At 56.4% G+C, this 13694-nt stretch carries 12 protein-coding genes; 6 read left to right on the top strand and 6 right to left on the bottom strand.

Annotated features, from left to right (window positions below; genetic code table 11):
• Positions 1 to 3: 3 nt before the first annotated feature.
• Together FHN83_RS24705 and FHN83_RS24710 are read right to left on the bottom strand one after the other, a co-directional pair.
• Entirely contained in the window at positions 4 to 195 is a 192-nt protein-coding gene (locus FHN83_RS24705) for a YnbE family lipoprotein (protein WP_039028506.1), read from the bottom strand.
• Positions 192 to 2831, bottom strand: a complete 2640-nt coding sequence (locus tag FHN83_RS24710) for a YdbH family protein (protein WP_139565271.1) — start codon at positions 2829 to 2831, stop codon at positions 192 to 194. The genes FHN83_RS24705 and FHN83_RS24710 overlap by 4 nt, the downstream gene beginning before the upstream one ends.
• Positions 2832 to 3040: 209 nt before the next feature.
• Here FHN83_RS24710 and FHN83_RS24715 point away from each other — a divergent pair, with 209 nt between their 5' ends.
• Both FHN83_RS24715 and hslJ read left to right on the top strand, forming a co-directional pair.
• Positions 3041 to 4030 carry a 2-hydroxyacid dehydrogenase gene (locus FHN83_RS24715; protein WP_039028504.1) on the top strand — a complete coding sequence of 330 codons (990 nt, stop codon included), beginning with the start codon at positions 3041 to 3043 and terminating at the stop codon, positions 4028 to 4030.
• A gap of 758 nt (positions 4031 to 4788) precedes the next feature.
• A complete protein-coding gene (hslJ, locus tag FHN83_RS24720) occupies positions 4789 to 5202 on the top strand; it encodes a heat shock protein HslJ (protein ID WP_039028503.1) in 414 nt (137 codons plus the stop codon).
• Here the strand turns inward: hslJ and FHN83_RS24725 are convergent, their stop codons facing one another.
• Complete coding sequence (locus FHN83_RS24725; RefSeq protein ID WP_039028502.1) at positions 5203 to 5469, bottom strand: DUF333 domain-containing protein; 267 nt, start codon at positions 5467 to 5469, stop codon at positions 5203 to 5205. It lies immediately after the preceding gene.
• 268 nt (positions 5470 to 5737) lie between these two features.
• Between FHN83_RS24725 and nifJ the strand changes: the two genes are divergently transcribed.
• From nifJ to FHN83_RS24740, 3 genes are all read left to right on the top strand, one after another.
• Complete coding sequence (nifJ, locus tag FHN83_RS24730; protein ID WP_139565272.1) at positions 5738 to 9262, top strand: pyruvate:ferredoxin (flavodoxin) oxidoreductase; 3525 nt, start codon at positions 5738 to 5740, stop codon at positions 9260 to 9262.
• Between the two features lie 402 nt (positions 9263 to 9664).
• Positions 9665 to 10774 (top strand): porin OmpC, encoded by a 1110-nt coding sequence (gene ompC, locus FHN83_RS24735; protein ID WP_039028500.1) that lies wholly within the window; start codon positions 9665 to 9667, stop codon positions 10772 to 10774.
• Between the two features lie 197 nt (positions 10775 to 10971).
• Positions 10972 to 11184, top strand: a complete 213-nt coding sequence (locus tag FHN83_RS24740) for a KTSC domain-containing protein (protein ID WP_039028499.1) — start codon at positions 10972 to 10974, stop codon at positions 11182 to 11184.
• 19 nt (positions 11185 to 11203) lie between these two features.
• On the opposite strand, the gene FHN83_RS24745 is transcribed toward FHN83_RS24740, so the two are convergent.
• The 3 genes from FHN83_RS24745 to FHN83_RS28725 all read right to left on the bottom strand — a co-directional run bounded on the left by FHN83_RS24745 (position 11204) and on the right by FHN83_RS28725 (position 12504).
• Entirely contained in the window at positions 11204 to 11620 is a 417-nt protein-coding gene (locus FHN83_RS24745; RefSeq protein WP_138369153.1) for a GFA family protein, read from the bottom strand.
• 85 nt (positions 11621 to 11705) lie between these two features.
• Positions 11706 to 12212: a hypothetical protein gene (locus FHN83_RS24750; protein WP_039028497.1), complete on the bottom strand. Its 507-nt coding sequence runs from the start codon at positions 12210 to 12212 to the stop codon at positions 11706 to 11708.
• A 214-nt stretch (positions 12213 to 12426) separates the two neighbouring features.
• On the bottom strand, positions 12427 to 12504 hold the full coding sequence (locus FHN83_RS28725) for a hypothetical protein (protein WP_225759512.1): 78 nt from the start codon (positions 12502 to 12504) through the stop codon (positions 12427 to 12429).
• 241 nt (positions 12505 to 12745) lie between these two features.
• On the opposite strand from FHN83_RS28725, the gene ttcA reads away from it, so the two are divergent.
• The gene (ttcA, locus tag FHN83_RS24755; protein ID WP_039028496.1) at positions 12746 to 13681 is read left to right on the top strand and encodes a tRNA 2-thiocytidine(32) synthetase TtcA; all 936 of its coding nucleotides are present in this window, start codon (positions 12746 to 12748) and stop codon (positions 13679 to 13681) included.
• The last annotated feature ends 13 nt before the right edge of the window (positions 13682 to 13694 follow it).

A 13694-nucleotide genomic window follows, 5' to 3' on the forward strand; every position in this document is an offset into this window, starting at 1 on the left:
GCCTCAGAACAGATCGCTGCGCGATTTCAGCAGCGATTCCACGTCTTTATCCACTTTGATGTGGATTTCATGTTCAATTTTGACGTTCATGTTGATGGTGATCGGCTCCTTCGACGCCGCCACTTCGATCCTCGGCGTGCAGCCTGTGAGCGTCAAAATCACTATCGCGGTGAAGCCACCGGCCAGCTTTTTCATGGTTGTTCCTTACATTCCTTGCCTGTCGGACAGTGGTTATCCGGTAGTGCTGCGTGCTCCTCCAGCCAGGTCTGCAGCTTGTCGCCAAAACGCAGGCTGCGCCAGAGGGTAAACACGTTCTCCTGATGGGTGTAGTTGAGATTAACGGCCTGTGTCTGGCCCTCGACGCGGCTGGCGCCACGCAGGGTCGAGGCGAGGGTTAATTCACCCAGATTATCTAAATTGAGTTTCGTCCACGACTGCGAAATTTCCATATAGCGAAGCCAGTTAATCGCGCCCCCCGCCGCCCCGTTCTCTTTGACCAGCGCATCGGCGGTGTCTTTATCGAGACGCAGGGTCATGGGGCCAGCGTTGGTCAGCCAGCCATCTTTGATGATCCACCTGTCGTTGTCCAGCCATAAGGGCAGCGCCCCGCTGAACGGCCCGGAGAGGGCAAACTGTTTGGGATTAATCGCGCTAATCAGTTCGCTGGAGGAGATGTTCTGCACCCGCAGAAGCGCCGCATCGTGCTGGGGCATGCGCAGCTGCTGCAGGGCAACTTTGCCGCCCAGCAGATCGACGCTGACGTTGCTCAGCAGCAGCGGGTTCGCGTCGCTCCAGGGATAGTCGCCCTGCAGATCCGCAGTGATATTGCGGGCGGTGACCTGGTTTATCACTTCGCCAATGCGCAGCGTCACCGGGCCGTGGGTACCCAAGGACCAGGTGCTCTGGCCGAAGCGGAACGGCAGGACAAAATCGACGCCGTTGATTTTGTTGTCCGGCATCCAGACGCTGCCGCTTTTCAGCACCCCGTGACCACCGGCCTCAAAGCCCTGATCCGCCGCCGCAGAATAAGCCACCTGGGCATAGAGCTCGCCGTCCTTGAGGGTCATCTTCCAGTCCGGTGGGATCAGCGGCTGGAAGACGGTTAAGGACTGCTTCGGCCACCACGCCTGACCGCGCAGGCGCTCCCCGTCCCAGCGCCCGTTCAGCTGTACCGGGCCGATGGCCCGGGCATTGAGGGTGCCTTTATAGTTGAAAAACGTCGGATCGCTGCCGTCGACGCTGAATTTGATCGTCGAAGGCGGTAATACGCTGCCGCCGGTGAAGGTGGTTTCTCCGGCATCGAAGGACAACGCGCCGCTGAAGTGCGGCTTCGCCGGATCGCGCTGCCAGCGGATTGGGCTATCCAGCACCATGCGCGGCGCGCTGGCATGCATTGTGCCGTATTTCAGCTGGTCGAACCCGGTGGAAAGCTCGCTGAGCTCAATGACGCTGTCGCGCCACTCGCCCCTGCCTGCCACGTCCCAGCGGGCCTGCATCGGGGTGAAGTTGCCCTCGCCCCAGTATCGCCATTGCCACAGGCCGTTGTCCGGCAGGAAATCACTGGCCCGACCGTCGAGATGCAGGGTGAAATCCCCCATCTCCTGCTCATGGGCGCGCAAAATGGCCTGCAGACGCCCGTCGATGCCTTTACGGGTGAGCGCCACGCCAGCCAGCGGCCAGCGAACCTCGTCGATATTCAGGGAGTCGATAATCCGCCCCCGCGAGCGCAGCAGCGCCCCCGGTGCAAACGCCAGCCGGGGATCGGCGAGACTGCCGGTGAGCGTGGCGGGGAGCTTCGCGTAGAGCGTCAGGTCGTTCTGTTTGGCAATGCCGGTGAGCTGCATCGGCATTGAGCTGTCATCCATGCTGAGCTTGCCGGGGCCAAAGGTCAGCACCGCATTGCCCTTCCCGGCGTCGCCCTGGGTGAGCACGTTCATCCGCCCGCTGATCGCGGCGTTCTCCGTCCCCTGCTGCCAGTTGTCGATCTTAATCCCCAGCCGTCCGCTGAGCGGAATGCCGGCCTGATCCCAGCGCCAGCGCCCGTCGCTGATGGTGAGCTGTTCCGGAGTGATCTGCCAGGGAAGATCCAGCAGCGGCTCGCCGCTCTCCCGGGCAATCATCACCAGCTGGCCCTGATTGTCCTGCCACGTCAGTTCGCCATCCACAAGCGTTGGGATCTGCGGCACCGAGAAGGTCGCCACCGTATGCCCCTGCACCGGCAGGCCATCCGGCACCAGCGGCAGGGTAAATTCCCCCACCAGTTTTACCGGCTGGGGATTATCGGGAAGATGAAGCGTGACGTCGGTGACGGTCAGGGAACGCCCGCGTAGTTTTCCCCGCAGGCTAAACTTATCGCCGTGGTAGACAATTTCCTGCAGCGACGGCGTCAGCGAAGCGGTGAGTTTCCCCTCCCACGCCTGCCAGGGAGAGAGCGTCAGACGGTCGATGGTCAGCCAGGTGTTGGGCAGCAGGGATTGCCATTCGGCCAGAGTCCTCGGTGCGGCGGGCGAAGGCTCGCTGGCGGGGATTTTACTCAGGCAGGCGCTGTTGAGATCCAGCGCGCCGATATTGATTTTCCAGCGGCTGGGGTGGCTGAGGGTGGCATCTTCGACGCGGGCAATTTCGCAGTCATCCACCAGATAGCGCAGATCGGAGATCACCAGCGCGTTGCGGGTTAAGCGCGGGCTTTTCTCAAAGGCGATGCGGGTCCCGGCTGGCAGCCAGATCCCGGCGAGCGTTGGCACCCACTGCGCAAGGGTCAGCAGCAGCGTTAACGGCAAAAGAATGATAAGCAGCAGTAGCGCTATCGCGGCTTTGTATGTACCCCTCATGGGCAGTTAATATCCTGATTTAGCGAAAAAATTAGCCGACAGTGCCGAATATTGTGGCATGTTTAGCCCGCCAGTTGAAGCGAACGCCATTTTTAAGGATAGTTGCTACAAAATTATTCAGAGAACTTATTGAATTCAATAATATTTTATAAATTGTAAGATTATTTTAATCATGCTAACGTAATTGAAAACTCACTGGAGAAAGTCTTATGAAACTCGCTGTATACAGTACAAAGCAATACGACAAAAAGTATCTGCAGCATGTTAACGAGGAGTATGGCTTCGAACTTGAATTTTTCGACTTTCTGCTTAACGAAAAAACCGCCAAAACCGCACATGGTTTTGATGCGGTCTGTATTTTCGTTAACGATGACGGCAGTCGTCCAGTGCTGGAAGAGCTGAAAAAACAGGGTGTGAAGTACATCGCTCTGCGCTGCGCGGGCTTCAACAACGTGGATCTGGATGCGGCGAAAGAGCTGGGTCTGCAGGTGGTGCGCGTTCCGGCCTATTCGCCGGAAGCGGTGGCGGAACATGCTATCGGCCTGATGATGTCCTTAAACCGTCGTATTCACCGTGCTTATCAACGCACCCGTGACGCGAACTTCTCTCTGGAAGGTCTGACCGGGTTTACCATGTATGGCAAAACTGCCGGGGTGATCGGCACCGGTAAAATCGGCGTGGCGGCACTGCGGATCCTGAAAGGATTTGGTATGCGTCTGCTGGCGTTTGACCCGTACCCAAGCGCCGCCGCGCTGGAACTGGGCGTGGAGTATGTCGACCTGCCGACCCTGTACGCGGAATCTGACGTGATCTCCCTGCACTGTCCGCTCACCGCAGACAACTACCATCTGCTGAACCAGAGCGCCTTCGACCAGATGAAAGATGGTGTGATGATCGTCAACACCAGCCGCGGTGGTCTTGTTGATTCTCAGGCCGCCATCGAAGCCCTGAAAACCCAAAAAATCGGCGCGCTGGGGATGGACGTTTACGAAAACGAGCGCGATCTGTTCTTTGAAGATAAGTCTAACGACGTTATTCAGGATGACGTGTTCCGCCGCCTGTCCGCCTGTCACAACGTGCTGTTCACCGGCCACCAGGCGTTCCTGACCGCCGAGGCGCTGATCAGCATTTCCGAGACCACGCTGGGCAACTTGAGCCAGCTGGAGAAAGGCGAGAAGAGTCCGAACGCGTTGTTTTAAGTAACACTTTTTTTCTAACAGCAATGAGGACGCTTAAGAAGAAAAAATGGCTTAAAGCGACTCCCTGGTCCGGCTGAAAATCGCCGAAGCGTTTCCGAAAGGCCGGGGCGAGGCGCAGGGATGCGCCGAGAGGGCACAGCCTGCAGGGATGCAGGCTGGTGCCCGACCCGAAAGCCTGAAGGAATAAGCTGAGGGCACCGCGAAGCGGCGATTTTCTTTGCCGGGAGCCGGGATTGTAAAGGGGGCGCGATAGCCCCCTTTACACGTTCACGGGTGACGGGGCTGACAGAGAAGTGCGGTACGTAAGGTGAACGGAACCACCACCTCAGTCGCACGTTCCCCCTCACCCCAGCCCTCTCCCCAAAGAGGAGAGGGAGCAGACCGTGCGGCATGTTCCCCTCACCCCAGCCCTCTCCCCAAAGAGGAGAGGGAGCAGACCGTGCGGCATGTTCCCCTCACCCCAGCCCTCTCCTCAAAGGGGAGAGGGCGCAGACCGTGCGGCATGTTCCCCTCACCCCAGCCCTCTCCCCAAAGAGGAGAGGGAGCAGACCGTGCGGCATGTTCCCCCTCACCCCAGCCCTCTCCTCAAAGGGGAGAGGGCGCAGACCGTGCGGCATTTTCCCCTCACCCTAACCCTCTCCCCAAAGGGAAGAGGGAATAAACCCCGCCCCACTTTCAGATTAACCCGCAAGACAATCCCATCCACCGCAATACACTATCCATTAGCTATTTACGCAGTGAATATACCGAGAAGAAACATGAAAACGCTCGTCGCAGTAACACTCCTCAGCATGGCGCTGACAGGCTGTGTCAATCCAGGGAAAGCCTCTGTACAGGAAGAACAACTCCAGCAGCACCGCTTCGTGCTGCAAAGCATCAACGGCACCGCCATAGCCCCGGTCGCCACGCCGCCGGAAATCACGTTTGGCGAAAAAATGGCGGTCTCAGGGGTGATGTGCAACCGCTTCAGCGGCCAGGGCAAGCTGTCTGATGGCGAGCTTAAGGTTAAGGAACTCGCCATGACGCGTAAACTGTGTACCGAGCCACAGCTTAACGAACTGGATCACGCCATTGGAACGATGCTGCGCAGCGGTACGCAGGTCGATCTGACGGAAGATGTGTTAACCCTGGCGACGGCCGAGTCGACGCTGGTGTTTAAACGCGCAGAGTAATCAGTAACTTCCGCACGAACCTACGGCAAGCGACTGTTCACTGCAGCGTTTGCCGTTAGGCAGCGCACACATGCCGATGGCGGAACCATCCAGCTGACGCGCAACGGACAGCGAGCCGCCAATCATCGCACAATTGGCCTCTCCTGAACTGGACATCGCCGCCCTCATCCCCGGCGCGACGTGCGCGGCAGTTGCCTGCTGAACAGGTTCATTGCTACAGGCCGACAGTAACAAAGCGGCACACCCAACCCAAAATGCTGCGCGCATAATCTCTCCCCTCGTTGAATTGCAAAACCTATGCATAATAGGCACCCCACGCCCTGCCGTCGAGAGCCGAAGCGCGGTTTTATGCGCTGTGAAAACAATTGCAGATTAATTTCAGGCAAAAGTTTGATCAAACCATTGATGGCGTTAATGAGCAGGACACAAAAGCGAAAATCGTTTCAGCGCCCCTTTGCTAAACTTAAAAGATAACTACAGGCCCCGTCGAAGCGTCACGGGTCCCTCTTTTCTTTGCGCAATGTAAGGGTGTCATATGCAAACTATTGACGGTAATGGCGCAGTCGCGTCCGTCGCGTTTCGCACCAGTGAAGTGATCGCCATCTACCCCATTACACCCAGCTCAACCATGGCGGAACAGGCCGACGCCTGGGCCGGGAACGGGCTGAAAAACGTCTGGGGTGATACGCCTCGCGTGGTGGAAATGCAGTCGGAGGCCGGGGCGATTGCCACCGTCCACGGCGCGCTGCAGACCGGGGCGTTGTCCACCTCGTTTACCTCGTCCCAGGGGCTGCTGCTGATGATCCCGACGCTGTATAAGCTCGCGGGACAACTCACCCCTTTCGTGCTCCACGTCGCGGCTCGCACCATCGCCACCCATGCGCTGTCGATTTTTGGCGATCACTCCGACGTGATGGCCGTCCGCCAGACCGGTTGCGCCCTGCTCTGCTCCGGCAGCGTGCAGGAGGCGCAGGATATGGCGCTGATCTCCCACATGGCGACGCTGAAAAGCCGCGTGCCGTTTATTCATTTCTTCGACGGTTTCCGCACCTCCCACGAGATTAACAAGATCAAGTCGATCGCCGATGACACGATCTTAAAGCTGCTGCCTCAGACGGAGATTGACGCCCACCGCGCCCGCGCGCTGAACCCGGAACACCCGGTGATCCGCGGCACCTCCGCCAACCCGGACACCTACTTCCAGTCCCGCGAGGCGACCAACCCGTGGTACGACGCGGTGTATGACCATGTGGACCAGGCGATGGCCGACTTTGCCGCTGAAACCGGGCGCGAGTACAAGCCGTTTGAGTTTTACGGCCATCCGCAGGCGGAACGCGTCATTGTGATCATGGGCTCTGCCATCGGCACCTGTGAAGAGGTGGTGGATGAGCTGCTGCGCCGGGGCGAAAAAGTGGGCGTGCTGAAGGTGCGTCTCTATCGTCCGTTCTCGGCAAAACATCTGCTGGCGGCGCTGCCGGAAAGCGCGCGGTCGGTAGCGGTGCTGGATCGCACCAAAGAGCCCGGTGCTCAGGCCGAGCCGCTCTATCTGGACGTGATGACCGCCCTGGCGGAAGCCTTTAACAGCGGCGAGCGCGAGACGTTGCCGCGGGTGATTGGCGGGCGCTATGGCCTGTCGTCGAAAGAGTTTGGTCCGGACTGCGTGCTGGCCATCTTTAACGAACTGAGCGCCGCGAAGCCGAAGCCGCGCTTTACCGTCGGCATCTATGACGATGTCACCAATTTGTCCCTGTCGCTGCCGGAAAACACCCTGCCGTCAACCGCGAAGCTGGAAGCGCTCTTTTACGGGCTGGGCAGCGACGGCAGTGTGTCGGCGACCAAAAACAACATCAAGATCATCGGTAACTCCACGCCGTGGTATGCCCAGGGCTATTTCGTCTATGACTCGAAAAAAGCCGGCGGGCTGACGGTTTCTCACCTGCGCGTCAGCGAACAGCCGATCCGCTCGGCGTATCTGGTATCGCAGGCCGATTTTGTCGGCTGCCACCAGCTGCAGTTTATCGACAAATACCAGATGGCCGAGCGCCTGAAACCGGGCGGGATTTTCCTGCTGAATACGCCGTACAGCGCCGATGAGGTGTGGGCGCGCCTGCCGCAGGAAGTGCAGGCGGTGCTGAACCAGAAAAAAGCGAAGTTCTATGTCGTTAACGCCGCCAGAATCGCCCGCGAATGCGGCCTGGCGGCGCGTATTAATACCGTGATGCAGATGGCGTTTTTCCATCTGACCCATATTCTGCCGGGCGACAGCGCGCTGATCGAGCTCCAGGGCGCGATTGCCAAAAGCTACAGCAGCAAAGGCCAGGAGCTGGTGGAGCGCAACTGGCAGGCCCTGGCGCTGGCGCGGGAGTCGCTGGCGGAAGTGCCGCTGCAGCCGGTAAATGCCCACAGCCCGAACCGCCCGCCGGTGGTGTCGGACGCGGCGCCGGACTTTGTCAAAACCGTGACCGCCGCGATGCTGGCCGGTCTGGGCGATGCCCTGCCCGTCTCTGCCCTGCCGCCGGACGGCACCTGGCCGATGGGCACTACCCGTTGGGAAAAACGCAATATCGCCGAGGCGATCCCGATCTGGAAAGAGGAGCTGTGCACCCAGTGTAACCACTGTGTGGCGGCCTGCCCGCACTCGGCCATTCGCGCCAAAGTGGTATCACCGGAGGCGATGGAGAACGCCCCGGCCAGCCTGCACTCGCTGGATGTAAAATCCCGCGACATGCGCGGGCAGAAATACGTCCTACAGGTGGCGCCGGAGGACTGCACCGGCTGTAACCTTTGCGTGGAGGTCTGCCCGGCGAAAGACCGACAGAACCCGGAGATCAAGGCCATCAACATGATGTCGCGCCTTGAGCATGTGGAAGAGGAGAAAGTGAATTACGACTTCTTCCTCGATCTGCCGGAGATCGATCGCAACAGCCTGGAGCGCATCGATATCCGAACTTCGCAGCTGATCACCCCGCTGTTCGAATACTCCGGGGCCTGCTCCGGCTGCGGCGAGACGCCGTACATCAAGCTGCTGACCCAGTTGTACGGCGACCGGATGTTGATCGCCAACGCCACCGGCTGTTCGTCGATCTACGGCGGTAACCTGCCGTCAACGCCATACACCACCGACGCCAACGGCCGTGGTCCGGCGTGGGCGAACTCGTTGTTCGAAGATAACGCCGAGTTTGGGCTGGGCTTCCGCCTGACGGTGGATCAGCACCGTGTGCGGGTGATGCGTCTGCTGGAGCAGTTTGCCGATAAGATCCCGGCGGAGCTGAACACCGCCCTGCACAGCGAGGCGACGCCGGACGTGCGCCGTCAGCAGGTGGCCGAGCTGCGCCAGGCGCTGGTCGGGGTGGACGGTGCGGAGCAGCTGTTAACCGATGCCGATGCGCTGGTCGAGAAGTCAATCTGGCTGATTGGCGGCGACGGCTGGGCGTATGACATCGGCTTTGGCGGCCTGGATCATGTCCTGAGCCTCACCGAGAACGTCAATATTCTGGTGCTGGATACCCAGTGTTACTCCAATACCGGCGGTCAGGCATCGAAGGCGACGCCGCTGGGCGCAGTGACCAAGTTTGGCGAACACGGCAAACGCAAGGCGCGTAAAGATCTGGGCGTCAGCATGATGATGTACGGTCATGTTTATGTGGCGCAGATCTCGCTGGGTGCGCAGCTGAACCAGACGGTGAAAGCGATTCAGGAGGCGGAGGCCTACCCTGGCCCGTCGCTGATCATCGCCTACAGTCCTTGCGAAGAGCATGGCTACGATCTGGCGCTCAGCCACGATCAGATGCGCCAGCTGACCGCTACGGGCTTCTGGCCGCTGTACCGCTTTGACCCGCGTCGCGCCGATGAGGGCAAACTGCCGCTGGCGCTGGATTCTCGCCCACCGTCAGATGCGCTGGCAGAAACGCTAATGCAGGAACAGCGGTTCCGTCGGCTCAATGCCCAGCAGCCTGACGTGGCAGAGCAGCTGTGGAAAGATGCCGCTGCGGATCTGCAAAAACGCTACGACTTCCTGGCGCAGATGGCCGGGAAAGCCGAAAAATCGGCCAGCGAATAACACGTTCAAGCCCGGCATGTCCGGGCTTTTTTACGCATAAAAAAGGCCCGCCAGAATGTTCAGGCGGGCCGCTTCCATTTATGAATAAATAACAGTTCAGCTATTTAAACCTTATTTGTTCATTGATCAGAAAAATTTACTACAGGCATATAACGGGGAAAGTGTACTGATTTCTACCGGGAAAAAGTAATTTTTATTTCATATGATTTTATTAAATACATTCACCAGAATTATGACTATTTCCCCGGCAGTATTTTCTTTAGATTTTACTCACCTGGTAACAATTATGTTTTATCGCCTGGCGAGAGAGTGATTTAGCATGAGACCACTTTCCAGCGCAGGAAGTTCCATGGAAAGTTTAAAAATATTTAAAATATAAAAACAGCATAAGGGTTAGTCATCATGCAAAGAAAAGTACTGGCTCTGATGATCCCAGCCCTGTTAATGGCTGGCGCAGCACATGCAGCAGAAATTTATAACAAAGACGGCAATAAATTAGATCTGTACGGTAAAGTGGATGGCCTGCATTATTTCTCCGACAACAGCAGCGCTGACGGTGACCAGACATATGTCCGTCTCGGCTTTAAAGGTGAAACCCAGATCAACGATATGCTCACCGGCTACGGCCAGTGGGAATATAACGTTCAGGCAAATAACACCGAAAGTTCTGGCAACCAGTCCTGGACCCGTCTGGCGTTTGCCGGTCTGAAATTTGGCGACTACGGTTCATTCGATTACGGCCGTAACTACGGCGTACTGTACGACGTGGAAGGCTGGACCGATATGCTGCCTGAGTTCGGCGGCGACTCTTACACCAATGCCGATAACTTCATGACCGGTCGTGCCAACGGCGTGGCGACCTACCGTAACAGCGATTTCTTCGGCATGGTTGAAGGCCTGAACTTCGCTCTGCAGTATCAGGGCAACAACGAAGGTTCCGGCAACGGTAACGAAGGCACCAACAACGGTCGTGACGTGCGTCATGAGAACGGTGACGGCTTCGGTATCTCCACCTCTTACGACTTCGGCATGGGCATCAGCGCAGCAGCGGCATACGCCTCTTCTGACCGTACCAACGACCAGGTGAGCAACACCACCGCAGGCGGCGACAAAGCTGACGCCTGGACTACAGGTCTGAAATACGACGCCAACAACATCTACCTGGCGGCCATGTACTCCGAAACCCGTAACATGACCCCGTACGGCGACAACGAGCACGCGGTAGCTAACAAAACGCAGAACTTCGAAGTGACTGCGCAGTACCAGTTCGATTCAGGTCTGCGTCCGGTTGTCTCTTACCTGCAGTCCAAAGGTAAAGATCTCGGCAACGGTCAGGGCGATCAGGATCTGGTTAAATATGCTGAAGTGGGTGCGGTTTACTACTTCAACAAAAATATGTCCACCTACGTTGATTACAAAATCAACCTGCTGGACGAAGACGACCAGTTCTACAAAGATAATGGCATCGGCACCGATGACATCGTAGCCCTGGGTCTGGTTTACCAGTTCTGATGAAATTAGCCCGCGTTACGGCGCGGGCTAACTCTTTATATTTCTAAACCATTCTGATTCTTTATTATCCATATCCACATCCCGTTCAAATATCCTGACTTTATCCTCGCCTCTTTTACACACTTTTAGTTGCGCCTCTCAGACAATCTGATACATGATGAATCTCATGTCTGCCCGGCTGTAAAGGACTCGCTATTATGAATCATCATACCGTTAAATCTTCGCGCATCGCCTCGATTGCCTACGATAAATGCAATGAAACGCTGGAGGTCCGTTTTCTGGATCGCAGCGCCTGGCAATATCAGCCGGTTCCGGTACGGATTTTTAACGACTTTTTGAACGTGGTTTCAAAAGGTCGATTTTATGATGGCGTTGTGAAGGGAAAATTCAAAGAGAAAAGAATCGCCTGAGCCCCTCTCAACTGCATCTTTATTCGTCCGGAGTGGCGCGATAGCTCAACACGCCAGCAACGCCCCCACCGCCATCATTGGGGTGAACCCTGCCTTCCATCACCAGCACTTCCGGAAAATCAAACGGCGACACGCCCTCAATGCAGGCGACGTTGACGCCATACTGATTTGGGTTTGAACGCCGCTGATGGAAAGTGTAAATCCCACAAACAGAACAGAAATAGTGAACCGCCGTCTGAGTGTTGAAGCGGTACTCGGTCAGCAGCGACTCGCCCTGAACAATGTTGATACCGGATAACGGCGCGGAAACCGCGATCGCCCCGCGCATCCGACAGAATGAGCAGTTACAGCGCCGGATGGTATTGAACCCGTCCGAGAGTTCGACGGTAAAGCGGACCGCGCCGCAGTGACACTGAGCAGAGACAGTATTCGCCATTGCAGGCTCCTTTCAGGTAAGCATGCCCAACATGGGCGGCGTGACGCCACGCCGCGTACTGACTAAGTGTACGCCAGACGCTCCGTCAGCGGCGGATATATTCCTCCGCGCTCTTTTTCAGATACGCTTCCTGAAATATTTGTTCTGAATAGGTAAGCTTCATCACCGGCGATAAATAGGGCGCATCAAGCTCGATTAAATCGTCGTCATTCTGGTATCTGGCGTATTTATCTCCGGCGAAAGAGATCTGTTTTTTCTGCACCACATATTTATGCGCCAGCATACTTTCAACTTCATCAAATCGGCTCTTATCCAGCTCAAGCATAATGGCGGTGATCTTGCCGTCCTTATTGAAGATTACGGCGTTGTTTTTTACTCCCTCTAAACCCAGCTCCCGGTTAGGGATAGAGAATATATCGCCGTCGCTCCACTTACTGCGCCCTTCATGCAGGGACGAGGGATAAGCCGTAATAAATTGCTGTAACGTTGTTTTGCCTAACGTCAACCCCATTGCCGTTGTGTTTGCCCGGACGGATGAAAACATTGCCAGTAAAATAAAAATACCCGCCAGTAATTGCCACTGTTTACGCATCGTTATCACCTCATTGTAATAGTCCTGTTTTGCCCACCATCGTCTTTATTACCTGTCTCTTCTCTATCGTACAGGGTCAACTATTATCGGCCTATGCGCCTTTATGGTGAGTGGGTTGCAGTGATACAGCACTACCTACTGAGTGAGGAGATGGCGAAAAAGGCATAAAAAAGCCACCCGTAAAAACGGGTGGCGGGGTATGACTCACGTTCAGCTATTTTTTAACAGGTTGGGGCTTCTTGTCGCCCGATTCCGGCGCCTCGCGCGGGTCATCTTTTTCAACATACTGCATGAGTACCTCCCTTTCGTGGATGGACTACAACTATAGACTGCATTGCAGAAAAACAGCCAGGCGGCAAATAGCGAAAATCACGGTGTACTGGAACGCGAGCCTTTGCTGTAAAACGTGCTGACATTCATCGCCGTAATCCGTACCATACACGCCATACTTTTTCATGTTGATCTGCAGTCCGCCTTCTCCAGACCGGGCCGCCTGAGCTGCTTTAGCCACAAACGAATTGAGCCACTATTAAATGTCGCAAAATCAAGATATTACCAAGAAAGAACAGTACAACCTGAACAAACTGCAGAAGCGTCTGCGCCGTAACGTGGGCGAAGCCATTGCCGATTACAACATGATCGAAGAAGGCGACCGCATCATGGTCTGCCTGTCCGGCGGCAAAGACAGCTACACCCTTCTGGAAATTTTACGCAATCTTCAGCAAAGCGCGCCGGTCAACTTCTCGCTCGTTGCTGTTAACCTGGATCAGAAGCAGCCAGGCTTCCCGGAGCATATCCTACCGGAATACCTGGACAAGCAGGGTGTTGAGTACAAGATTGTCGAAGAGAATACCTACGGCATCGTTAAAGAGAAGATCCCGGAAGGGAAAACCACCTGCTCGCTCTGCTCCCGCCTGCGCCGCGGCATTCTTTATCGTACCGCCACCGAACTGGGATGCACCAAGATTGCCCTTGGCCACCACCGCGATGACATCTTACAGACGCTGTTCCTGAACATGTTCTACGGCGGCAAGATGAAAGGGATGCCGCCGAAGCTGATGAGCGACGACGGTAAGCACATCGTGATCCGCCCGCTGGCCTACTGCCGCGAGAAGGACATCGAACGTTTCTCCGAGGCCAAAGCCTTCCCGATTATTCCGTGCAACCTGTGCGGCTCACAGCCAAACCTGCAGCGTCAGGTGATTGCCGATATGCTGCGCGACTGGGACAAACGCTATCCTGGCCGAATCGAAACCATGTTCAGCGCGATGCAGAACGTCGTGCCTTCACACATGTGCGATATCAACCTGTTTGATTTCAAAGGTATTCAGCACGGTTCTGAAGTGGTTAACGGCGGCGATCTGGCGTTTGATCGCGAAGAGATCCCGATGCAGCCCGTCGGCTGGCAGCCGGAAGAAGATGACTCTCAGCTGGATGAGATGCGTCTGAACGTTATTGAAGTGAAGTGATTTTAAAGCGTCT

It is taken from the genome of Leclercia adecarboxylata, from assembly GCF_006171285.1.
Taxonomy (GTDB): Bacteria; Pseudomonadota; Gammaproteobacteria; order Enterobacterales; family Enterobacteriaceae; genus Enterobacter; species Enterobacter barmai.